The 24,743-nt window shown below is 35.3% G+C and carries 20 protein-coding genes; 6 read left to right on the top strand and 14 right to left on the bottom strand.

The genetic code is table 11. The features are described 5' to 3' along the window. Position 1: 1 nt before the first annotated feature. The 4 genes from pepF to spxA all read right to left on the bottom strand — a co-directional run bounded on the left by pepF (position 2) and on the right by spxA (position 4,445). Positions 2-1,819 carry an oligoendopeptidase F gene (pepF, locus tag BCR22_RS07255; RefSeq protein ID WP_069654283.1) on the bottom strand — a complete coding sequence of 606 codons (1,818 nt, stop codon included), beginning with the start codon at positions 1,817-1,819 and terminating at the stop codon, positions 2-4. A gap of 36 nt (positions 1,820-1,855) precedes the next feature. Next, entirely contained in the window at positions 1,856-3,046 is a 1,191-nt protein-coding gene (locus BCR22_RS07250; protein ID WP_069654282.1) for a competence protein CoiA, read from the bottom strand. Between the two features lie 96 nt (positions 3,047-3,142). Continuing rightward, positions 3,143-3,793, bottom strand: coding sequence for an adaptor protein MecA (locus tag BCR22_RS07245; protein ID WP_069654281.1), 651 nt, complete (start codon positions 3,791-3,793; stop codon positions 3,143-3,145). 253 nt (positions 3,794-4,046) lie between these two features. Then, a complete protein-coding gene (gene spxA / locus BCR22_RS07240; protein WP_069654280.1) occupies positions 4,047-4,445 on the bottom strand; it encodes a transcriptional regulator SpxA in 399 nt (132 codons plus the stop codon). Between the two features lie 364 nt (positions 4,446-4,809). On the opposite strand from spxA, the gene trpS reads away from it, so the two are divergent. Beyond that, on the top strand, positions 4,810-5,826 hold the full coding sequence (trpS, locus tag BCR22_RS07235; protein ID WP_069654279.1) for a tryptophan--tRNA ligase: 1,017 nt from the start codon (positions 4,810-4,812) through the stop codon (positions 5,824-5,826). Between the two features lie 121 nt (positions 5,827-5,947). Here the strand turns inward: trpS and BCR22_RS07230 are convergent, their stop codons facing one another. Further along, positions 5,948-7,663 (bottom strand): ABC transporter ATP-binding protein, encoded by a 1,716-nt coding sequence (locus BCR22_RS07230; RefSeq protein WP_069654278.1) that lies wholly within the window; start codon positions 7,661-7,663, stop codon positions 5,948-5,950. An 803-nt stretch (positions 7,664-8,466) separates the two neighbouring features. Here BCR22_RS07230 and BCR22_RS07225 point away from each other — a divergent pair. Further along, on the top strand, positions 8,467-9,177 hold the full coding sequence (locus BCR22_RS07225; RefSeq protein WP_069654277.1) for an HAD family hydrolase: 711 nt from the start codon (positions 8,467-8,469) through the stop codon (positions 9,175-9,177). Positions 9,178-9,227: 50 nt separating this feature from the next. Here BCR22_RS07225 and BCR22_RS07220 read toward each other — a convergent pair whose 3' ends face one another. The 4 genes from BCR22_RS07220 to BCR22_RS07205 form a co-directional block, all read right to left on the bottom strand. Then, positions 9,228-12,425, bottom strand: coding sequence for a DEAD/DEAH box helicase (locus BCR22_RS07220; protein WP_069654276.1), 3,198 nt, complete (start codon positions 12,423-12,425; stop codon positions 9,228-9,230). Positions 12,426-12,445: 20 nt separating this feature from the next. Beyond that, positions 12,446-15,589, bottom strand: coding sequence for an AAA family ATPase (locus BCR22_RS16080; protein ID WP_069654275.1), 3,144 nt, complete (start codon positions 15,587-15,589; stop codon positions 12,446-12,448). 1 nt (position 15,590) lies between these two features. Then, on the bottom strand, positions 15,591-16,730 hold the full coding sequence (locus tag BCR22_RS07210) for an exonuclease SbcCD subunit D (protein ID WP_069654274.1): 1,140 nt from the start codon (positions 16,728-16,730) through the stop codon (positions 15,591-15,593). Positions 16,731-16,888: 158 nt separating this feature from the next. Then, a complete protein-coding gene (locus tag BCR22_RS07205; RefSeq protein WP_069654273.1) occupies positions 16,889-17,509 on the bottom strand; it encodes a lysophospholipid acyltransferase family protein in 621 nt (206 codons plus the stop codon). A gap of 215 nt (positions 17,510-17,724) precedes the next feature. Here BCR22_RS07205 and BCR22_RS07200 point away from each other — a divergent pair, with 215 nt between their 5' ends. Next, positions 17,725-18,459: a tRNA1(Val) (adenine(37)-N6)-methyltransferase gene (locus tag BCR22_RS07200; protein WP_069654272.1), complete on the top strand. Its 735-nt coding sequence runs from the start codon at positions 17,725-17,727 to the stop codon at positions 18,457-18,459. Next, positions 18,449-18,745 (top strand): GIY-YIG nuclease family protein, encoded by a 297-nt coding sequence (locus BCR22_RS07195; RefSeq protein WP_069654271.1) that lies wholly within the window; start codon positions 18,449-18,451, stop codon positions 18,743-18,745. The genes BCR22_RS07200 and BCR22_RS07195 overlap by 11 nt, the downstream gene beginning before the upstream one ends. 178 nt (positions 18,746-18,923) lie before the next feature. Here the strand turns inward: BCR22_RS07195 and BCR22_RS07190 are convergent, their stop codons facing one another. The 5 genes from BCR22_RS07190 to BCR22_RS07170 all read right to left on the bottom strand — a co-directional run bounded on the left by BCR22_RS07190 (position 18,924) and on the right by BCR22_RS07170 (position 22,080). Then, the gene (locus BCR22_RS07190) at positions 18,924-19,472 is read right to left on the bottom strand and encodes a cysteine hydrolase family protein (protein WP_069654270.1); all 549 of its coding nucleotides are present in this window, start codon (positions 19,470-19,472) and stop codon (positions 18,924-18,926) included. Between the two features lie 30 nt (positions 19,473-19,502). Continuing rightward, positions 19,503-20,195: a 5'-methylthioadenosine/adenosylhomocysteine nucleosidase gene (locus tag BCR22_RS07185; protein ID WP_069654269.1), complete on the bottom strand. Its 693-nt coding sequence runs from the start codon at positions 20,193-20,195 to the stop codon at positions 19,503-19,505. A gap of 16 nt (positions 20,196-20,211) precedes the next feature. After that, the gene (macP, locus tag BCR22_RS07180) at positions 20,212-20,508 is read right to left on the bottom strand and encodes a cell wall synthase accessory phosphoprotein MacP (RefSeq protein WP_069654268.1); all 297 of its coding nucleotides are present in this window, start codon (positions 20,506-20,508) and stop codon (positions 20,212-20,214) included. Beyond that, positions 20,505-21,089 carry an NUDIX hydrolase gene (locus BCR22_RS07175; RefSeq protein WP_069654267.1) on the bottom strand — a complete coding sequence of 195 codons (585 nt, stop codon included), beginning with the start codon at positions 21,087-21,089 and terminating at the stop codon, positions 20,505-20,507. Before BCR22_RS07175 ends, macP begins: the two co-directional genes overlap by 4 nt. A gap of 307 nt (positions 21,090-21,396) precedes the next feature. Continuing rightward, entirely contained in the window at positions 21,397-22,080 is a 684-nt protein-coding gene (locus tag BCR22_RS07170; RefSeq protein WP_069654266.1) for a hypothetical protein, read from the bottom strand. 275 nt (positions 22,081-22,355) lie between these two features. Here BCR22_RS07170 and BCR22_RS07165 point away from each other — a divergent pair, with 275 nt between their 5' ends. Next, a complete protein-coding gene (locus BCR22_RS07165) occupies positions 22,356-23,021 on the top strand; it encodes a 5-bromo-4-chloroindolyl phosphate hydrolysis family protein (RefSeq protein ID WP_069654265.1) in 666 nt (221 codons plus the stop codon). 144 nt (positions 23,022-23,165) lie between these two features. Continuing rightward, positions 23,166-24,356, top strand: coding sequence for a toxic anion resistance protein (locus tag BCR22_RS07160; protein ID WP_181429559.1), 1,191 nt, complete (start codon positions 23,166-23,168; stop codon positions 24,354-24,356). Positions 24,357-24,743 lie beyond the last annotated feature (387 nt).

Genomic DNA, 24,743 nt, shown 5'->3' with positions numbered 1-24,743 from the left:
TTTATTTTTCTAAAGAAGCTACAAGTTCTTCTAGTTCACCTAATCTTGTTTCGAAAACATGCATAGCATCTTTAATGTATTGTGGTTTTGTCATATCTACGCCAGCTTTTTTCATCACTTCTATTGGATAATCACTGCTACCTGATTTCAAATAAGTCAAATAATTCTCTAATGCAAGCGGCTCTTTCTCCAAAATTTTATTTGCTAAAGCTGATGCAGCTGAAAATCCTGTCGCATACTGATAAACATAGTAGTTGTAATAGAAATGAGGAATACGAGACCACTCTAAAGCAATTTCAGGATCTTTCTTCACTTCCGGACCATAATATTTATGATTTAATTCTCCATAATACTCTCCCAAATACTCACTTGTTAATGGTATTCCCTTTGCATCCTCTGTATGAATAAAGTGTTCAAATTCAGCAAATTGAGTTTGACGGAAAATTGTTCCTTTAAAGCCATCCAAATAATGATTCAACACATAGGCACGAATTCGAGGATCTGTTTCCGTCTCCAATAAATACTCTGTTAGAAGATTTTCATTCGTTGTCGAAGCTATTTCCGCTAAGAAAATAGAATAGTCTCCATAAACATACGGCTGATTGTTACGCGTAAAATAACTATGGACACTGTGTCCCATTTCATGAACCAATGTGTACAATTGATCTAAACTATCATGCCAGTTCATCAAGATATATGGTGCTGTATCATAGGCGCCAGATGAATAAGCACCGCTACGTTTCCCTTGATTTTCGATAACATCGATCCAACGGTCACTAAATGCTGTTTTTACTACATTTAAATATTCTTCTCCCATCGGATTTAGAGCAGTGATTGCTTTTTCTTTTGCTTCTTCATAAGAATACTTGATTGACGCTTCACCTAATATAGGGGTATACATATCGTACATATGAAGTTCGTCTATGTTCAATAAACGTTTTCGTAAAGATACATAACGATGCAATAACGGTAGATTTTGATTGACTACATCTATCAATGTATCATAAACGCTTTCTGGGATATGATTGTTACTCAATGCAGCTTCTCTGGCAGAAGAAAAATTACGAACTTTCGCTTTATAATTATGCGCCTTAACATGTGAGCTTAATGTTTGAGCGAATGTATTTTTGAACTGATCATAAACGCTATAAAGTCCTTTAAATGCTTCTTCCCGAACACTTCTATGGACGTTTTCCATTAACTGACCATATACACCATGAGTCAATTGGATTTTTTCACCGTTTTCATTTTCGATTACTGGAAACTTTAAATCTGCATTATTCAAAATAGAGAACGTATTACTGGATGCTTCAAAAATTTCACCAGCACCCGCTAATAAAGCTTCTTGGTCAGCAGATAAAATATGTGGTCGATCACTCAAAATATTCTCAATAAAGTGACGATACATCTCTAATTTAGAATTTTCAGCAAAATATCCCCAAATCTTGTCATCACTCAACGATAACACTTCTGGTTCAAACCAGGCTACAGCTTCACTTGCTTGCGCTAATAAAGAACTTGCTCTAGCGTATAATGCTTGATAGGTTGTATTGGTAGTGTCTTGATCATTTTTTAAATGAGCATATACATAAATGACTTCGATTTTACGATAAATACTTAATAACATCTCAATACTGGCTAAAAATACCTCGCTACCATTCTCTAACGTTCCCTTAAATTGTTCAACTTCGTTTAATTCCTCTGACAACGCTTGAAAAGCTTCATCGAAAGCTTGATCATCCTTAAAAATTTTCGTCAAATCCCAAGTCTTCTCTATTGGTAAACTCGCACGTTCTGGTAACTGTTTTGCTTCACTCATTACATCGGCTCCTTTTCAAATTATTCCTACCTAGATTTATCTTATCACATTTTTTAAGGGAGTAGCAGTGATTAAACAGTTATTTTCAATTTTTTTTAGCCAGTCTCCCACATCAGATATCGTTTGATCTGACGACCCTATCTGAACCTTCCAACCCTTTTCGACGTTGACTAAATGATTACAGGCAATTAAATAAGTCAGTATTTGATTTAAACAGTACGTTTGAACTGTCTTAAAAGGAATATTTGGCAAGTCATAAAACAACTCAGCTGACTGCACCAACTCCACCTTTAATAAACAGATTAACGCTGAGTGATCAAAAACATTCTGATCAAAAAACTGTACGAAATTCCAGATTCGAACTTTCAATAACATATCTGAATCTCTACAACAGAAAATACGAAGACCTGGATAATAAAACCAATTTGGCAATTGAAGTAAATGAAGCCGATTGTTATATAATTCAGCTTGTAACATTCTTATCTTCTCATCTCTTGTATATAATTTTCTATTCAATTCAGAATAATACTCTGCTATCAGCGATCCAATTTCAAATTTTCGTTGAGTATAAATTTTTGATTTCTGAGGAAAATCCAAAATTTCTAGCAAAAAATCGCTATAAAAAGACCAGATTTTTTTTGAAGAATAAATCCTCTTTTTAAAATCTTCTTCAATATGAGAATGTATCGCCAATTCTTCTGTTTCCCAATCTGCTGTCCATAAATAAAATCCTAATCCCTCAGAATAATAACATAAGTTTTTAACTACTTCGTTTAATTTATAGCGGTTAGAAAATAACTTTTTACCGCATATCCAAATTGGAATATAGCCATGTTGCTGATAACTCTTGGTCCGTTCAACTAATCGTTGCGTACTTAATGGACTGCATTGAATCTCTAATGCAATATTTCCTATCAAAAGATCAGGCCGCTGATTCAGTGCTGGTAGATATTTTTCTAGTTCGTATCCAATTCTATTTTTCTCACACCACTTCACAAAGACTTCTTTTAATGCCAAATGTTCTCTTGTCTCACCTTCTGAATAAATACTACAACTACTCTGATTGTAATGAGAAAAGTGCGGTAACTTTATTTTCCCATTCTTGATTCGAACCGGCTGACAACAAACAGGACAAAAATACTTTCTACCTTTTAATTGCTCGATCTCCTCTCTTGATAAATTTAACAGTGTTACAACTTCTTTATTTTTTGAATATGCATTCAACATACCTCTCACCTCACAAGTAAGATACGCAGAAATTATGTTGATTCATTAAAAAAAACTGAAACAAAGCATTATCACTTTGTCACAGTTTTTTACTGTTTATTCAAAATAGTATCTTGTTAATTCTAACGCATTGCGTTCCATAATACACGTTCCATATTCATTTAATTTCTCAGGTGTCACCACAGATAAATCAGCAAATTCTAGTAACTGAGCTAATTCATTTTCTACATCTGCTTTGCCTAATTCATCCAATAAGAAAATGACTTGGAGATAATATGTTCCTTTGAATGTATATAAATTCGCTATCACAGACTGTAAGAATACTTCATTTGCCAATTGAACCATTGTGTCAAAATCAGTCAACTCAAACACTAAATTTTTCACTGTATTATCAGCGAATTCTTGTGTCTCATCAGCAAAATCTTCTTCGATTTGTTTGCGAATTATATTACTAACTTCTTCTGAATTAAGATCATTGAATCCTTCAAAATTAGAAACTTCATCAATCGATGCATTCTTACTAATAAATAGTTCCAATCCATCACTTTTTGGCAGAACCTGAAAGGTAACAGCTTCGCTGCCCTGAAATTCATCTTCCACATCAACCTCTTCTAAAATACTGTAGAAAAAGTTTTCTACATCTTTGTGATTGCCGAGTAAATCTAAAAAGGTGATTCCTCTATCAGCTAAATCTTCATTACCGATCAACACACGTATGGTATTCTCATTGATATGTTCCATTTCCATGTCGCTACACCTCACTTTTGCTAATCAGGAAACTTATTCTTACGTACATTGTAGCGGAATCACGCCAAATGTAAAGGGAAAAGTAATAATATTTTTAAATAAACAACTGTCTTAGTATATTCCTAAAAATTTGATCTGAATGCTTATATACACATTTATATAATTTCAAAAAATTTAAATAAACCATTTTCTATGTAAAATCGAATAAAAAAAGAAAACCCTTGTCACACAGTCAAAGGTTTTCTTTTACATTTTATAAACCTGCCATCAATTGCGCTTGACGTAATTCCAACTGCCTTACTCCTCTTGGCAAGAAACGTCGAATTTCATCCTCATTAAAACCAACTTGTAATCTTTTTTCATCAATCATTATTGGTCGACGCAACAATCCAGGATTCTCTTTTACTAACTCTAGCAAGTCTTGCAACGGAAGTTCATCCAAATCCATATTAAGTTTTTGGAAAACCTTAGAACGAGTAGAGATAATCTCTTCAGTACCGTCTTCTGTCATTCGCAAAATTGCCTTCAATTCTGAAATATTCAATGGTTCTGAAAAAATATTTCTTTCTCTGAATGGAATCTCGTGTTCTTGCAACCATGCACGAGCCTTACGGCAAGACGTACAACTTGGGGAAGTATAAAGTGTCAACATGTGCATCACTCCTTTTTGTGATTTTTTATCACTTTTTTGAAACAGGAAGCATAACTGTTTTCCTATTTAAATTAAGTATACCCAATTTCTAATAAAAATACTAGCTCTTTTTGCAAGAAAAAATATTTTTTTTCGTTATTTTACGTGTTTTTTTTAAATATTGAAATAAAATTCGTTTTTTTTCTATATAAGAATGGAACGTTTTCATATCTCATTAAACTAATACAGTTTTCTAAAACTGATACAACTGTGCTAGTTTAAAAATTCTGACATTTTATTTTTTTTCGGTAATCCTGTTTTTTTTTATTTTTAGCTGTATAATGATATCAATGACTTTTTATTAATAGATTAAGGTGGTAACTATATGGAAACAATTTTTTCGGGCATTCAGCCTAGCGGAATACCAACTATTGGAAATTATATTGGTGCAATGAAACAATTTATTGAATTACAAAATAGCTATAACTGTTATTTTTGTATCGTTGATGAACATGCCATCACTGTTCCTCAAGATCCATTGAAGCTTCGTCAACAGACACGTGGTTTAGCTGCGCTGTATTTAGCTGTAGGATTGGACCCAGAAAAAGCAACAATCTTCATTCAATCAGAAGTATCGGCTCATGCTGAAGCTGCATGGATCATTCAATGCAATACAACGATTGGCGAATTAGAGCGAATGACTCAATTTAAAGATAAATCACAAAAAAATGGTCGTACTGGAGTAAGTGCTGGTCTTTTAACTTATCCGCCTTTAATGGTAGGAGATATTGTTTTGTATAATGCAAACCTCGTTCCTGTCGGAGATGACCAAAAACAACATTTAGAATTGACACGAGACTTTGTTGAACGCTTCAACAAACGTTATGGACAAGCAAATCAAGAGATTTTAGTCCTCCCAGAAGTTAAAATCGCTGAACAAGGCGGACGTGTGATGAGTTTACAAAATCCAACAAGCAAAATGAGTAAATCAGATTCAAATGCGAAAGGCTTTATTTCAATGCTGGACGAACCCGCTGTCATTCGCAAGAAAATTAAGTCTGCCGTAACCGATTCAACTGGAGTTATTGAATACGATCCGGAAAACAAACCTGGTATTTCTAATTTACTAAATATTTTCTCTGCTTCAACTGGTCGTTCAGTTGAAGAATTAGCTGAAGCCTATTCAGGTAAAGGATACGGTGAATTTAAAGCCGACTTAGCTGAAGCTGTTGTTGACCTACTAAGTCCGATCCAAGAGCGTTACCATGCATTACTTGCTTCTGATGAATTAGATGACATCCTAGACAAAGGTGCTGAACAAGCTCGTCTAGTTGCTAATAAAACCTTACAGCGAATGAAAAATGCTATCGGTTTAGGAAGAAAACCTCGTAAACGAAAATAAAAAAAAGAGACTAAGACATAGCTCTACGAGTCATATCTCAGTCTCAAGTAATCCGACTAAATAGTTGGAGTAGAAGCGTCCCCTTCTTATTTCTCAGGGTTAACCTTCTGCCCCAACTTTTTTAATCCCTAAATTGTGCATCATGCAAGCGACGATAATGGCCACCTTTTACTAGTAATTCTTCATGTGTTCCTTCTTCTAAAATCCCTTTATCACTGACAACAATGATCCGTGTCGCGTGTTTGATCGTTGCTAAGCGATGAGCAATAATTAACGTCGTTCTACCTTCTGCTAAAGAATTCAATGATTCTTGAATGACTTGTTCTGTTTCCGTATCTAAAGCAGATGTTGCTTCATCAAGAATTAATATCGGCGGATTTTTAAGAAACATTCGAGCAATTGCCACTCGTTGTTTTTGCCCACCAGAAAGTTTAACCCCACGTTCACCGATCATCGTATCTAATCCTTCTGACATTTGATCCACAACTTTTCCCAAATGAGCTAATTGAACAGCCTTTTGGATTTCTTCTTCTGTTGCATCTAGCTTGCCATAAGCAATATTTTCACGAATCGTTCCAGGAAACAAGAAAACGTCTTGTTGGACAATACCTATTTGACTTCTCAATGAAGCGAGTGTCATGTCTTGAATATTGATTCCGTCAATGGTAATTTGCCCTTCTGTCACCTCATAAAAGCGCGGCAACAAGTTGCATAGTGTTGTCTTTCCAGAACCGCTTTGACCCACAAAAGCGACAGTTTCACCAGGTACGATCCGCAAATTGATATGATTCAACACTTTCGTAGAATCCGCATAAGAAAATGAAACATCTTCATAAATGATATCACCGTGCAACTGATTTACCTTGAGTGCATCCGGCTTATCTTGAATTGCAGGTTCTTTATCGATTTCTTCAGTAAAACGTCTAAATCCAGCGATTCCTTTTGGGTAACTTTCAATCATATTATTCACTTTTTCAATCGGACGAACAAAGACATTGGATAAAAGAATAAACCCAACAAACTGCCCATCGGTAATTTCGCCTTTAATCGTATAATACGCCCCAAAAATTAGTGTAAACAAGTTGATCAAACGGATCAAAAAGTAATTGTATGCTGAACTGATCCCCATTACTTTATAAAATGTAATCTTAGATTGGCGATACGCTTGATTCAATCCTTCAAAACGTTGACGTTCAAATGGTTCATTCGCAAAAGACTGTGTCACACGAATCCCACTGACCGAAGCTTCCACGCCAGCATTAAAGTCTCCAAGATTATCGTAAATTTTTGTGTTGACCTTTGTCATTTTCTTATTAAAGAAAACCAAAGCGATGGTAATAAAAGGTAACACAATAAACGTTGCCAAAGCCAGCTGTACGTGGATACGAAGCATCAAGTAAAACGAACCAACTACGGTCATTACCGTAATAAATATATCTTCTGGTCCGTGATGAGCGACTTCTGAAATTTCAAATAAATCTGTTGTTAAACGACTCATCAACTTCCCTGTTTTTTGATTATCGTAATATTCAAACGGCTGCGTCTGCAAATGCCCATACAGCTCACGGCGCATATCTGTTTCAATATTTACCCCTAATTTGTGACCAAAAAATACCACGATATACTGTAGAAAAGTATTCAGTATATAAAATAAAAGCAAACCGATGCTAGCCAAGGCAATCAATCGGAAATTCCCCTTTGGCATAATTTTATCGATAACTTGATTCACCACAACTGGAAATGATAATTCCAATAACCCTGCAAAAACTGCACAACTAAAATCTAAAATGAATAAGTGCTTATACGGTCGATAATAACTAAAAAATCGTTTTAACATAAACGCCCCTTTCTCCTGACACCATAACTATTATACGCAAAGAAAGTAGTGGATGCAAAGTTTGAACATTCTTACTATTCAACAAAAATCAATGAATTAGACGAAACTAATTACTGTATGAAAATTTCAATTTTGATTGGCGAAATCAGCAACCCTCCTAAATATTAGATGCAGAAGTTGTAAACCTACGATTATAGCGATTTATATAGCTAGTCTGTCTTTTCATAACTTTTTAGCGCAACTTTTGCTATTAAGGAAGCGAAAAAAGGGATACACAATCAAATTAAAAATTTGAAAAAGACATTCGATCTGGTTTTTTATACATTTTGAAACATTCAACATAGTGTTATGTCAATCACTTGAAAATATAAAAAGGATTTGTTAAATTATACGTATACATGTACATCACGATAAACACCGATGAGTTGCTTATGTCTTGGGGAAGATAGGCCTGATCGGTGTTTCTGTTTTTTATTATACTAAATGTATACATTTTTTTCCACTTCAAAATTCTACTAACAACATTACTTTTTTGAAGAACCGATTCTAAATATATGTTTTTTTATTCATATTCCAATTACGAAACATTTGTTTTTTTATGGTTATTTTTTACTCTGAATAATTTATAAAATCTTCATTGCTAGCCCCTTACTTTTTCCTCGCTATCCTTCTAACTGTTTATCCCTTTCTGCATTCTAATCTAAATTAAAAATTTCTTTCTGTTCTTTTGTATGGAAGTTCGCTACAATGGAAAAGGATTTTGAAAATCTTTCTGAAAATTATTAAGGGGTGCAATTTTTTTAATGAGAACAATTGTTTTTGATGTTGATGACACAATTTATGACCAGCAACAACCATTTAGAAACGCAATTAAATCGAGCTTTCCTTGCGTGAAAGAAGAAGACATGCATGAGCTATATATCCGCTTTCGTCTTCATAGCGATGAAACTTTTCCAAAGGTCATGGCAAATGAATGGACTCTGGAGTATATGCGCTTTTTCCGTATTAATGAATCTTTAAAAGATCTAAAATATCAAGCTATCTCACAAGAAGATGGTCTTACATTCCAAAAAACGTACGAAGAAGAACTGGATAACATCGTTATGCATCCAGAAGTAAAAAAAGTTTTTGATTTTTTGAAAGAGAAAAATATTCCGATGGGAATCATAACGAATGGTCCAACAGATCATCAATTCAAAAAAGTAAAACAACTTCAATTAGAAAATTGGGTTCCAACTGACAACATTATCATTTCTCAAAGTACTGGCTTTCAAAAACCAGAAAGAGAAATTTTTGATCTTGCCGCAAAAGAATTTGGTATGGATTGTGAACGCACATTATATGTTGGAGATAGTTTTGAAAATGATATCTGTGGCGCTAAAAATGGCGGCTGGAAATCTTTATGGTTCAATCATCGTTTACGCGAAATGCCTGCTAATGAAGAAGCCTATCACGTTAAAGAAGTTACTTCATTTGACGATTTGTTTCCGACGATCCAATCTTTATTTTCGTAAAAAAATACAGCGTAAGCTTAGATTTTTCTCTAAGCCTACGCTGTATTTTTCTATTCACCGATACTCAAGATCATCCGAATATCTTCTTCTGTCATCTTCGCTAATTGCTCTTCGTTTCCTTGGATCACTTTTTGGAACAACTCACGTTTTTCTTGTTGTAAAGAATTCATTTTTTCTTCAACGGTGCCTTCTGCTATCATTCGCCACACTTCTACAACATTTTTTTGACCGATTCGATGCGCTCGTCCAGCTGCTTGTTCTTCCACTGCTGGATTCCACCATAAATCATAGAGAATCACAGTATCCGCTCCAGTTAAATTTAATCCTGTTCCACCTGCTTTTAAAGAAATTAAAAAGACATCTTTTTCTCCTGCATTAAATGCATCTGCCATCTCCATGCGTTCTTTAGGTTTCGTACTTCCTCTTAAATAGAAGGTTGATAAATCTAAGTCGTGCAATTCTTTTTCGATGATCGACAGCATACTTGTAAATTGAGAAAAAAGCAACACCCGTCGGTTATTTTCTTTCGCAGCGACTAACAGATCTTTAACTTGCTCTAATTTTCCAGAGCCACCTGTATAATCATCTATAAACAAGCTAGGATCACAACAAATTTGGCGCAAACGAGTCAAACCAGCTAAAATACTCAAGCGATTCTTCTTAAAAGCATCTTGGTCCATCTGGCTAACATTTTCCTGCATTTGTTTTAAATACGCTAAATAGACAGTTTTTTGTTCTTCTGTAAGGACACTGTACAGATTACTTTCGATCTTATCTGGTAAGTCTGCTAATACCGTTTTCTTATCTCGTCTCAAAATAAACGGCTGGATTATTCTAGCAATTTCTTCTGGTTTCATCGATCTAAATAACGTTTTAGATGGGAACAATCCTGGTATGATCATTTGAAAAATTGACCACAGCTCATCTAAATTATTTTCAATCGGTGTCCCACTTAAAGCAAATCGTTGTGGGACCGTCAAACTTTTTAAAGCTTGAGCTGTTTTTGTACCACTATTTTTCACCATTTGGGCTTCATCTAAAATCAAATACCCTAAATTTAATCCTTGATACATGTCAATATCTTGTCTAAGACTAGCATACGAAGTAATTAAAACATCCAGATCAGCTTGATTAGCCAACCTTTCACGTTCAGATTTATTTCCAGCAACTACTTCTGCTTGTAAGTCTGGAGCAAATTTCTTTAGCTCAGCAGCCCAGTTATAAATCAAACTAGCCGGTGCCACGATCAAGGCAGCTCCTGTTTGTTTTTGTTCCTCTTTTTCTGATAATAAATATGTGATTGTTTGAAGTGTTTTTCCCAGTCCCATTTCATCCGCTAAAATTCCACCAAATTGATAATAGCTAAGCATTTTTAACCATTTATATCCGTCAATTTGATAACTTCTAAGCGTAGCATTGATTTTTTCAGGTAACACAGCATCAAATTTTTCTGGATGCGTTAAGTTTGATACCATTTCTTTAAAGGAATCTGAAAAATGTGCTTGCGTATTATTTTCAAGCATACTTTCGATCATTAAGCCTTGATTTCTCGGAACTTGTATTGTCCCTTGAACGTTTTTCATATTTTTCCGTAACAGGGTCAGAACTTCACTTGTCTGCTGAAATTCTTCCGAATCTAAGGATAGAACTTCTCCTGTTTCCAACGTATAAAAACGATCGTTTCGTAACAGACTCGCTAACACTTCGTCAATTTCTTGTTCGGCTATTCCGGTAATGTCAAAACGCACGTCTAACCAAGAATCTGAATCAGAAACTTCAATCAGTGGTTGATGATGGGCAGCATCTAAATAGAGTTCCCGCAACTTCTTGCCCATGCGAACTTCACCTAAATGACGGAAAGTTGGAACTTCTGCTTTAAAGAAATAGTACAAGCGTTCACCTGCTGGTAACGTTTTTTCATAACCATCCGTCGTTTTTTGGTAACCAAAAGCGATTAACTGTTCTATAATTTCTTGTTCTTTTTTACCGTCACGAACAACTTCTTGATTTTCTCCTGAAGCAACTGAATACGCTTTTTCCGTTGAGAAAACAACCTTGCCATAAGTAAAATCGACTCTGACTTTGATCATTCCCTTGATTTTCCGAAAAATAAAGATTGGTTCTAACGGATGGTAGACAACTTCTTCTGTCACTTCTTCCGTGACATTGACTGTTCCTATTTTTTTCAGTAATGGGATCACCCCGCCGAATAAATCTGATAACTCAGGCTTTTCATAGATGATCTCAGGTTTTTCGACTCGTTTTAATAATTGTAATAACGTCGTATAGATTGCTTCTTGTTCTTGTGTAAAAATGTAGACTTGGTCTTTGCTGAATCCCCATTGATAATGAGATAAAAAGGTTGTGATTTGATCATCGATCAACAATTTATACTGATTATCTGGTTGCTTACTGATATCGAAAAAGATCGGTAGTGCTCCTTTTACGAATGAAAGATGCCGATATTTTTTTCCCTCATCATTTAATTGAAAGTGCGGGATCAGAGACATTTTTTCAAGTAGTTTTTGGCCTTGATCGATTGGTAGTACAAGGTATCGTTTATCGATTTTCCCTTTGACTTGGATTCCATTCGCGCCAAGTAATTGACTGGTTTGGTAAATTGCCGAAAGTTGCTGCAGTAGCTCTTGATTTTCAACAGAAAAGGCATCTTTCACTAAATCAAAACGATGCTGCTTATTGATTAAAAAGCTCCCTTCTTTTTGAAAGGTCTGGAAAAATTCTCCAATATTTTTGATAATATAAGTTTTAGGTTTGACTCCTTGATTGCCAAGGCGTAATGAAACACCTAAAACGGCTAATTCTGGATAATAACTGTTGGTTTCAATAACATCCACGATGTATTCAACTGTCAGTGGTGTAATCTTACTTTTTTCTTCCACTTGATTCAACTTAGCGAATCCTTTGGTAAACATCTCTGAAATAGACAAAGATCGTTTTTCAAAGGTAATAGGTTGATCTGCTTTGATGATTCGTGAAGTTCCTTTTTGGCGTAGATATAACTCTACTGCAACGGTGTGCTTGCAATAACCATGATCTTTCCAATAAGGACACTCACAAATATCATTTTCTTTAGCAGTTCCATCTAGTTGCACACGGTACAATTCATTACCTAGAACTTCTGCATGCCAGATTTTTTTCTCTGGATCTTGTATGACAGATAAGACTCTGCCTTCTTTCATATACTCTCTACCACGTTCAACGATTCGTTCTGGAATACTCCACTTCATACTTTCACCTCCTGGGCTGTTTAAGCCGTTTGATAGGTCACTTGACTTTGACCATTTCCGTTTGTTTTGATTTGTAATTGCTGTGGAATTCTTGCTTTTAGTTCACTTACATGGCTGATAATACCGATCATTCTTCCTTCATTTTCGATTGTTTCTAACGCCTCCATTGCCATTTCCAAGGCTTCTTCATCTAAAGAGCCAAATCCTTCATCAATAAACAAAGCTTCTATTAAAACACCACCAGCCTGTTCTTGAATCACTTCCGCTAACGATAAAGCTAAGGCTAGTGCCGCAATAAAGCTTTCACCACCAGATAATGTATGTGCACTGCGGGTACTGCCGGCATCGTCATCATACACATTGATTTCAAGACCCGTTTGATTTTTATAACTCCCTGAATCTTGATTCAATTCAAATTGATAACGATTATTCGTCAATAAACCTAAACGTTGATTCGCTACTTTTAACACTTCTTCTAAATAGGTTTGCAGCACATATCTCTCCAAGCTGGTTTTTCTTGGGTTATCACCATTGACAGTCGTTGCCAACTGATGCAAGGCAGTTACCTCTTCCCACTGTTGTTCAACGGAAGAAATCAGCTCTTTGACTTGTTTTTGAACGGTTTCATTTGCTTGGATTTTTTCTTGCTGTTGATAATAGTTTGCTTCTTTCATTTGAAGGGAAGCTGTGACTGTTTCGATTTCCTCAAGTAAGCTCGTTATTTCTGGCTCTTCTTTATTTTCAAGCTTTTGTTCTAGTTCGGCTAATTGAAAAATTAATTGATCTTTTTTCTTATCAAAATCTGTCAATTCTTCTTTAATAGCTTCTAATTTCGGTACTTCTCTCAATAAAATACGAACTATATTTTCGTCTAGTTCAAAACTTGATTCTTTTAAGACCTCTAAAAATTGTTTTTCTAATGCTTGTTTCTCACTTAAATTTGCAGTCTGTTCTTTTGCTAGGTGCGTTTCACTATTTTTCAATAACAATAGATGTTCTTTGTGTTTCCTTAATTGTGTGTCGATTTCTTCTTTTTGAGTTTCCCATTGACTAATTTGTTGTTCCAATTGTTTTTGGTCATTCTTTATTTCTACTAACGTAAGTTCCTCATTAATCAATTGTTCTGTAATTGTTTTTAGTTTGGTCTGATTTGCGGCTTGTTCTTGCTGCTTTTCACTCACGATTATTTCTTGTTCAGACACTTTAGCTTGTTGCTCTTTGAGTATTTTTTCTAATTCAATGATTCTATTTTTTGCCGCTTCAATTCGTTCCAACTCATCTTCAAGTTTAACTGATAACGTTTGAAAATCACTTGTTGTTTGCTCTATCCCTTCGGCGGTCAATGGTTCTTTGAGAGCGATGATTTGTTTTGCTTGTAATTGTTCAAACAGTGAATGAATTTTTTTGTTTTGTCGTTCTAATTCTTTTTTCAACTCTTCTTCAGTATTCTTCGTTTGACTTACTTCGGCTTGTAATTTTGCAACTTTTGCCTCTTGTTTTTGAGCAATTTCCTCGATGTCATTCAGCTGATTTTCTATAGCCTGAATTTCCTCTAATGAAAATTCTTGATGTTCGTTTTGATTTGGATGCTCTACTGAACCGCAGACTGGACATGGTTCACCCTCTACTAGAAATAAACTTAAACGACTAATCTGCATTTTTGCCCATTCGCTTTTTTGTTTTGCGACATCCTGATAGATTCTCTCTTTCTCAATGACTGCTAGCTTGAGCTCTTCATTCTTAGTACTTAACTGTTCATTGATTGTGATTTCTTTTGCTTTAAGTTGCTGCTGCATTTCAAAATTTTCTAAAAAAGTCTGCCATTGTTCTTGATGGCGCTCTAATTCTAGCTGTTCTTTTTCAATTTGATTCTGTCTTTCTATGACACTTCGCTCTAGTTGATACTCTTGTTCTGTTTTGAGTTGTGTTCCTCGTATTTCAGTGAGCTTTGACGTTACGACTTCTAGTTCTAAAGAATCTTTTTTAAGTATACTTGATACTTTTTCCTGCTCTTCATATAAAGGAATTTGGAATTGTAATGTTGTGACTCTTTCTTTCGCCCTATTTATGTCCGCGATTTGATCTGAATTTTCCTGTTGCGCACTTTCCCATTCCTGGATTCGTTGTTGTTGCATTTCTTGATCTGTTCGATTTTCTTTCAGCTCTTTTTCGTAAGTTAAAATTAATTTGGTTTTTTCATCGATTTTCTCAATCAAGCCTTGATGATTTTTTACCCATTGAAGTTGCTGTTCTTCCGTTCTTAATTTTTCGATCATTTCAGTAGCTTGATCAAGTTCTTCTTTTTGTTTTTTTAGCTGGCTTTGTTTTGCAAACGTATTGGCAAGTTCCTCTAAAACGAATTTTTCTTGCTCTTTGCTTGATTTTTGTTTTTTTAGAATCGTTAACTCTGATTTTCCATTCTCTTGTTCTTTGATCATCATTTCTTGTTGTAGCTTCAACTCTGCTAATTGTTCTTCTACAGACAGGTCTTCTGGTAATGGTTCTTGCCAATAAAGTTGATCTAATTTTGCTTGAATCAGTTGTTGCGTCGCTTCAATTCCTTTATTGACAGCTTTCAGTTGTGTCTTTAACTGTTCATTTAAGTTCTGATACAATTGGGTACCAAATAAATTTCGTAACACTTTTTCCTTATCGTTACTATTTGCAATCAAAAATGTTCGAAATTCTCCCTGAGGTAAGAGAACGATTTGAGCAAATTGGGTTGCATCCAAATGCAACAATTCTTGAATGAAGCTATCAACTTCTCGGCGTTTCGTATATTCCCTTAGCTCTTTTCCAGAAGAATCTTTGACGATCAGGGATATCTTAGCACTTTGCGTTCGTGTTCCATCTCCACGTTTTTTATACAATTCTTGTTCGGGTTTTCTCGTGATCTCATATAAATGGTCCCCATGTGAAAAAGCCAAATGAACTTCTGTTGGTTCCGATGGATCAGCAAATGTTGACCGCATTTCTTTGCCTTGACGTAATTTCCCTGAACTTTCACCGAATAAAGCATAACTCATCCCATCAAAAATCGTCGTTTTTCCTGAGCCAGTCTTCCCACTAATTAAAAATAATGAAGAATCCTCAAATTTATTAAAATCAATCGTTTCAGCAATATAAGGTCCAAAGTTTTTTAAGGTTAGTGTTAATGGTTTCAACTTATTTCCCTCTTTCTGCTTGATGAAGCGCTTCTAAATTGTCTTTGATCCACACTTCTTGTTGTTGAGTCATTTCTTCTCCAGTTACTTCTGAAAAAAACTGATTCACTAATTCAGTAGGTGCTAATGTTTTGATTTCTTTTTTTGTTTCGTTCTTTTTCTGTCGTTCTTCTCTTGCAAATAACCGTTCGACACCGATGACTCTAGGATAGATTTGACGTAGTTGATTCATCATATTGGGAATGACAGCACGATCTGTCAATTGAATGTGTAAATAATTTTCGCGATCGATCGACTCATAAAAATCTTGTGCCATCAGCTCTTTAAAACTACCTTCGATTTGTAAAACATCTCTTAACGGTGTGATTTCTTTAAATTTAACTGTTGATTTATCCACCTCAGTATCTACGATCCAAACACCTTTCTTCTGATTCATTTCTGATAATGAAAATTTTAATGGTGACCCACTATAACGAGCATTTTCAGCTTGCAACGCATTTTTCCCATGTAGATGCCCTAACGCAACATAGTCGAAAGGCTCTAATAATGATAACGGTACTGTATCCAAACCACCGACCATCAATTTTGTTTCTGAGTCAGATTTTTCGCTGCCTGCCACAAAAAAATGACTAACTAAAACATGTGCCCTATCTGGTTTAAATCGTTTTTCCATAGCGCTGATCACTTCTTTCATCGCCTGTTCGATCGTCCGAATTTCTTCATTATCAAAATACAATCGAGCTGAAATAGGTTCAAAATAAGGCAATAAGAAAAATTGAGTATTCCCCATTTCCACAGGCTCAAATGCCTGATCTAAACGAGTATTTAAATGGAAATCCGACTGAACAAACCATGGCCCTCCCGTTTCTAAACGAGTACTACTGTCATGATTTCCAGAGATTGCCAACACTGGGAATTTTTCTTGTAAATTCATTTCTACAATCATGCGATTGAAAACGTCAATTGCCTCAACAGATGGAACTGACCGGTCATATAAATCACCTGCAATGACAATTACCTCTACTTCTTCATTCTTTGCAATTGTCAGAATCTGTTGGAATGCATCTGCTTGCTCCTCTAATAAATCATAACCATGTAATTTTTTGCCAATATGCCAATCGGCTGTATGTAAAAAACGCATGTTTCCACCACCTAAAAAAGTCCTTCTTACTATTATACCAAATTTACGGAAAAATATATTGTTCAAACGTATAGAATTTATTGAAAGTGAAAAAAGCCTGAAATACAACTCTTAAAGTCATACTCAAGCTCAAAATTTTTAAAATGCAACACTATCTGCTATTTCTTCACTTCATAGTTAAAATTAGGGTCGATTTCTTGATCTAAACTGTCAAAGCTTGTTTGTAATCTACGCTCAACCTCAGCAATTCCTTCTTTATCCATTTTTGCAATGTCACTAACATCGATTGGTTCTCCAAAGCGAACGGTCACTCGACGGCGTTTAAATAAGTCTTTCAACGATAACGGGCCTTGATAAACAGCTGGAACGATCTTCACTTTAGCCATTTTTGCAATCAGTGCTACGCCACCTTTTAACTCAGATGAATGACGTGTTCCACTAGGAAACATCACCAAGCTTAAATCTGTGCTTTTCAATGTTTTTACAGGTGTCTTGATAGCACTTGGTCCTGGTTTTTCTCGATCAACAGGAAAAGCATTGGCGTGTTTCAAAATGAAACGTAGGAAAGGATTTTTGAATAATTCTTTTTTCGCCATAAAACTAAACTTTTTGGGTGATCCCCCGACAGCTAAATATAAAGGCTCCCACCACGTTCTATGAGGGGCAACTAAAATATAATTTTCATTTTGAGGAATGCGGTCTTTCTTTTCATAGTGTGCATTGCCGTTTATAATGAATAAAACAACCCGGACAACGCCACGCATAAATGTAAAAAACATGTCTTTCTTCCTTTCTTTTCACTAGCTATAAGTATGCCGAAAACGAACGCATTTGACAAGTCTTTTTCACAGGTTTCTTCTCTCTCTTAATCGTAGTATAATATAAGGATACCTTACGTTCCATCAAAGAGCTTAGGAAGGCTGATTCCCGGGAGGAGAAACAATCCCTTCGGAAATAATGTTAAACTGAATAAAAATAAAGGAAGGGATTATATATGTTATTACCAGGAGAGAGAATCGATCAGTTATTTGCAGATGATATTCAAATCATTCAAAGTAAAGAAGTGTTTTCTTTTTCAATAGATGCTGTCTTACTAGCAAATTTTCCTTCTTTTCCAAAAAACGGTAAAATTGTTGACCTTTGTGCTGGAAATGGTGCTGTTGGTTTATTTGCCAGCCGTAAAACAAAAGCTCAAATCATACAAATCGAATTACAACACCGTTTAGCAGATATGGGAAAAAGAAGCATTCAACTAAATCAATTAGCAGAACAAATGACTATGTTCGAATTAGGTTTAAAAAACGCGACATCTGTAGTTAAACCCGACTCAGTGGATTTGGTTTTATGTAATCCGCCCTATTTTAAAGAACTACCAACCAGTCAAAAAAATCCGAATCCTCACCTAGCAATTGCCCGCCATGAGATCCATACAACATTAACAGAAGTGATCGATGTATCGGCAAAGCTTTTAAAAACAACTGGACGTCTAGCAATGGTGCATCGCCCCGATCGTTTTTTAGATATATTACATGCCATGGAATCAGCAAATATTGCTCCTAAACGAGTTCGCTTTGTTTATCCTAAAGTTGGAAAAGAAGCAAATACATTATTGATTGAAGGCATCAAACAAGGGAAAAAAGATGGCTTTCGAGTTTTACCACCCTTATTCACGTATGACGAACAAAATAATTACCTACCAGAAATGAAGGCGATGTTGTATGGAGACTGATCACTATTTTTATGTACTTCACTGTAAAGATGATACTTTTTATGGTGGGTATACAACAGACCCTGCTCGACGTTTAAAAGAACATAATAGTGGAACTGGTGCAAAATACACCCGACTCCCTTCTAGATTACCTGCTAAAATGATTCATGTTGAAAAATTCAGTAGCCGTAGTGACGCTACAAAAGCAGAATATGCGTTTAAAAAACTGACAAGAAGACACAAAATTGCTTATTTAAAAGAGAAAGATGCCGCTGGATGTGATAAAAGATCCGGTCCATTCTTTTAACTCATGCTACAAAAAATAACATACTTTTACTAATATAACTTGATTGTCTACTTAACACAAAAATAGTGACGCTTTTAAGCTATTTTATACAAAAAGGAGTGTGGTGTGACTCTAATAGTCACACCACACTTCTAAGAAAGCCTGACAAACACTGGGAGCAATAGAAATTCCTTCACATTTATTCAATTATTTCTGCTCCTAGCGTTTGTTGGAAATGGTTCAATGCCCACTCATGTCCAACTGGATCAAAACTCGCAACCGCATGTTTCTGAATGACGATTTTATATCCTAAATTATAGGCATCCACAGCAGTATGCAACACGCAAATATCCGTACAAACTCCGATTAAATGAACCTCTGTAATGTTTCTTTCACGAAGACGAATATCTAAATCTGTCCCACTAAAAGCTGAATAATGGCGCTTATCGATCCAATAAACATTAGGTTGTTCACATGTCTTCTCATAAAAATCCGCAAGTTCTCCGTAAAGCTTTCGCCCAGTTGTACCAGCAATATTATGAGGTGGAAACAGTGTATTCTCCGGATGATATTGATCCTGTTGTTCATGGCGGTCAATTGCATAGACTACAAAGTCATTATTCTTCGTGAATATCTTCGTTACCTCAACTACAGCTTGCTCGATTGCTTGACCTGCACTCCCTGTAGTTAAAGCACCTTCTGTTGCAACAAAATCATTTGTATAATCAATCGAGATCAACGCTTTCATACTTGGTCCTCCACTTAAAAGCACCTTAAATTAAACAAGCTGCTCCACAAAATTAATTACCATTTGTGCCGATTTTTCTCCTGCTTCTTCGATAAACTCATCAAAGGTTTGAGATGCTTCATTATCAGCTGTATCACTAATTGCTCTGACAACTAGAAATGGAATATTGAATTGCGCTGCTGCTTGAGCAATTGCCGCACCTTCCATTTCACAAGCCAATGCTTCTGGAAATTCGGCAATGATTTCTTTCACTTTTTTCTGATCATTGACAAAAGAATCTCCTGTTACGATCAACCCATTATGAATAGACATACCCGTTTTCTCAGCAGCTTTTTTCATTTCGATTTTTAAATAGTCGCTTGATTCATAATACAACGGCATGCCTGGTAATTGTCCAGGTTGATACCCAAATCCAGTAACATCTACATCAAAATAAGCTAATTTATCAGCAATCACTAAGTCTCCTACTGATAAGCCTTGCCCAATGCCACCGGCTGATCCAGTGTTGATTACCATATTCACACCATATTGATGAATCAACAAAGCAGTTGTAACGGCAGACAAGACTTTACCAATTCCTGAACGGACCACAATCACTTCATGACGCCCTAAAGAACCTGAAACAAAAACTGCCCCAGCTCGTTCCCAAGATTGAGTATCAGACAAAGCTTCTTTTAATCTTTTTACTTCTTGATCCATTGCACCGATAATTCCAATTTTCATTGTGACTTCCTCTTTTCTATAAATTCAATACTATAAATATTACAATGGCCAACAAAATTGCTACAACAACAATCGCTTTCGTTAACGTATTGCTGCGTTCACGGATTTTTGTTTGCTCATTTGAACGTGATTTTGTAATTTCTTTTTGCTTCTTGTGTTCTTTTCGATAAAAACTAGAAATTTCTTTTTCTTTTTTACGGTACTCTTTATCAGCTTCTTTTTGTTCTTGCTCAAATAATTTTTGCGCTTCTTTGTCAGCTTCTTCTTTTCGTCTCCGTAATTCTGTCCGAGTGACCAGCGGACCTTTACTCATCGTTTATCCTCCTTAAGCAGCGTTTTTAATTGCTGCAGTTCCCAGTATTGCACGGCGAAAATCGTTTTTGCATCACAGATGAGTCCGCTAGCTATTTCTGCTTTTGCTTCTTCTAATGTTAATGTATATAATTCTAAAATTTCGTCATCATCTTGAGGACGAGGATTAGGAACTTTTTCTAAATCTTCGGCATAATAAATATGAAGGAGCTCGTTAGCGAATCCAGGAGAAACATACATAGACGTTACAAAAGTAAACATATTCGCTCGAAAGCCTGTTTCCTCTTCTAATTCTCTTTCAGCAGTATCTTTTGGATGATCATGTTCACCAGGATCGATTTTCCCAGCTGGAATTTCTAAAAGAACTTTTTCCATTGGTTTTCTAAATTGCTTCACCATAATCATCTTATTGTCTGCTGTAATAGGAATGACTGCAACTGCTCCTGGATGAAAAACTAATTCACGTCTACTTGTCTCTCCATTTGGCAAGCGTACTTCATCCAAAACAACATCAATCATATGTCCCTTGAATATCTCTTTTCTTGAAATCGTCTTTTCTTCAAAGTCTTCAAAATTCATCATGCAAGTTCACCAATCTTTCTATGGATATAATACCTTAATTTTGAAATTTTATCACTTATCGTTCTTTTTGTGAATCCTTTCTTCGCTACAAACAGCTATTTTTACGATGTTGCCTGTATTTATTAACAATTAATTAAACATTTTAAGCCTCTTTTTGTCTCCTCTAATTATACCAGTAAATTAAAATGGGTACAGTCTCATCCAATAATAACCTAAAAAAGGTGAAGCTAAACTAGATAACAACTAGTCCTACTTCACCTCTCATCATTTTAATCCCATTAATTAGTGTTGCTTTATTCAACTATTTTTATAATTCAGCTAGTGAGTTCATAATGTTGATCAAATCAGCTTTATTACTCTCTTTTTGATCTGCTAATGTCCAGCTGATGCATTGTAAAAAATGATCCTTACTTTCCATCAAATCATACGTATAATAAACGTCCACACCCTCTTTACTCGCAGTAAACGTCCGGCGCTCTCCTTTTAAACCATTGTACTTGATAGATTCTTTCTTTTCATCTGTTCTTTCCCCTAGGTCAGACAAATCAACAGAGCTCTTGAATGCATCAAAGCTTTCAAAGTCTTTTTTAGCTTCACTTAAAACCATATAATATTCTTCATTTGAGGCATTCTTTAAACTAACATCCGCATTGTCACTTAATTCTTTCGCTTCAACTGACTGCCAACCATCTGTAAGCTCTACTTTGAAATGCCCATTTTTTGTTTTAATTACTTCTACCTTACCCTTAGCTGGCTCTTTGGTTTCTTCGGTAGCTGCTTTATTTTCATCCATTGAATCATTTGTCGAAGAGGTATCTCTAGGTTCATAAAATACTTCATCATCTCCATATGAACTTGATTCTTCTACGCTAGAACTACTTTCCTCTATATAAACGTCATCATCGTCAAAATCTTCTACAACTTTACGCCCAGAACAACCTGAAATTATTAATCCAACTAACAATATGGTAATGATTTTATATTTTTTCACAAGATTTCTCCTTTTTCCTAATCATTATCTTCTATTATACCTCACGACACTCTATTTTTCTTAAAATTCTTTTTGACTTTTTTGTGAACTGATTTATTCAGCCTACATCTAAAGTAGGAAAAAAAGGGATTTTCCCTAGGTATTCCTTACATTTTCTCTAAATAATTAAAATCAACCTTTGGACTGATATTCTTTCTGGTCTAGAATGTGCTAAAATAGCTTATATAGCGAAGGATAGTACCTTTCGAGGAAATAAATGATTGGAGGGAATTTAAATGAGAAAAGGAAAATTTATCCAAATAATTGCTTATTTGATTTTAGCAGGTTTCATTCTGCGTTTTATTACAGGTATTCACGTACCAGTGGTGGCGGTCGTTTTTTTACTTCTTATCGTCTTACTTTTTACTGGATCAAAGAAAAAGTCTGGAAAAAAAGAAGAACAATTGCCTACTCTTACCAAGTCTAAAGAAGAACACTATGAAACACTCGGCATGACGAACCAAGAAATCGTCTTCTTCCGAGATACGATGAACACTACGAAAAAAAAAATCATTCAGTTGCAAGAAAATATGAATGCTTCTACTAAATTAAGAGCAATCGACTTACGTAACGATACTTTACGAGTATCAAAAGCCTTGTTTAAAGAATTAGTCAAAGATCCAAAGAAATTACACTTAGCGAATCACTTTCTTTATACGCACTTACCTAATTTAGTCGATTTAACTGGAAAGTATTTAGAAATTGATAATCATGAAATCAAAACGAAACAAACATACGAAAAATTGGAAGAAAGTGCCCAAATCATTGATCAAGTTTCAAAGCTGATTAAAAAAGATTATGAGCAATTTGTAGCAGAAGATTTAGAAGACTTAGATGTAGAGATTTCTCTTGCTAAAAACAGCTTAAACAGAGATAATGAACGTACTGATAATCAGAAATAGTTACCTTGAACCTAGTAAATAATAGGAACTTTAGTAAAAATAGAACAAACTAGAATGTTGTATCATTTTGCTCTTAATCCTAAATAGGTACGCTATACTTTTAATATTAGTTAATCCATTCATCTTTTAAATTTAGGAGGAATCATGATGGAAAATAACCCAAAAGACATCACACCAGTTAATGATACACTGGATGATCTATTAAATAACCCATTTTCAACACCTGTTGATTCGTTAACAACTACACAGCAAAGTGAAATTTCTGCTTTGAACGATCAACAAGTTGCCACTCGTTTAGTCGATAAATTGCCTGCAGACAGACAAGCACAAGCGAGAGAACTGGCTTCAAAAATAGATGTTCAAGACTCTCAAGCTGTCATCACTTACGGCTCTGCAGCACAAACCAAATTAAGTGAATTTTCGCAATCAATGTTAAATCATGTTCAAGCACAAGATATTGGTCCAGTCGGTGATTCTTTAACTGACTTGATGTTTCGTCTAAGTGAAGCCAATCCTGATCAGCTTAGAGCTGGTGAAGGGAATTTCTTTTCAAAAATGCTTGGTAAAGTAAAAAAATCCGTTTTTGAAATCACTGCGAAATACCAAAAAATCGGTGCTCAAATCGATAAAATTTCGATTAAATTAGAGCACGAAAAAAATGGTCTCTTGAAAGATAATTTAATGCTTGATCAATTGTACAATAAAAATAAAGATTATTTTGACGCATTGAACATTTACATCGCAGCTGGTGAGTTGAAGATGGAAGAGTTACAAACTACGATCATTCCGGAAGCGATGAAAAAAGCAGAAGAATCCGGTGATCAAATGGATGTTCAAATCGCTAACGATTATACACAATTTTTGGATCGTTTAGATAAGCGAACCCACGATTTACGTTTGGCTCGTCAAATCACGATTCAACAAGCACCTCAAATACGTTTGATTCAAAATACGAATCAGGCTTTAGCAGAAAAAATTCAAGCTTCTATCAACACTGCCATCCCGCTTTGGAAAAACCAAGTGGTGATCGCGTTGACACTGTTACGTCAAAAAGAAGCAGTCACAGCACAACGTCAAGTTTCTGAGACTACAAATGATCTCTTGAAGAAAAATTCTGAGATGCTTAAAATTTCTGCAATCGAGACAGCGAAAGAAAATGAACGCGGAATCGTTGATATCGATACATTACAAAAAACGCAAAATGATTTAGTTGAAACGATCCAAGAGACTTTACGGATTCAGCAAGAAGGAAAAGAAAAACGTCGTGCTGCTGAAATCGAGTTGGGGCATATGGAAGAAGATTTAAAGAGCAAGTTATTGGAATTAACACAATAACATCAAAAAGAGGGGTGTGGGACAAACACTCATGAGGGCTACCGCCCTCACCAAACAGAATGAAAATAAAGTGATCGACCTACAGGCTATTTCCTGTCATACTAGAGATGACAGAAGTGGCTTGTAGGTCGATCGCTTATTGAGGTTCTTCTCCAAGTAACCTTGAGGGACAAACTAGATCATTCTACTTATTTGCACCAATCATTAGGTCGTAGAACCTGCGTATAAAAATAAATTGTTTCTATAAGTAGAATAGCCTCTTCTGTACTTTTTTTCAAGGAGGAATGTTGAAAATGGAAGATGTACTTCGTTCTTGTTGTGCTGGATTAGACATCCATCAAAAAGTAATTGTTGCGTGTATTATTCGTTCTGCTGAAGGAAAAAAAC

Origin of the sequence: Enterococcus plantarum (genome assembly GCF_001730295.1) — a bacterium.
Taxonomy (GTDB): domain Bacteria; phylum Bacillota; class Bacilli; order Lactobacillales; family Enterococcaceae; genus Enterococcus_L; species Enterococcus_L plantarum.
This window is presented reverse-complemented; position numbering and strand designations above follow the sequence as displayed.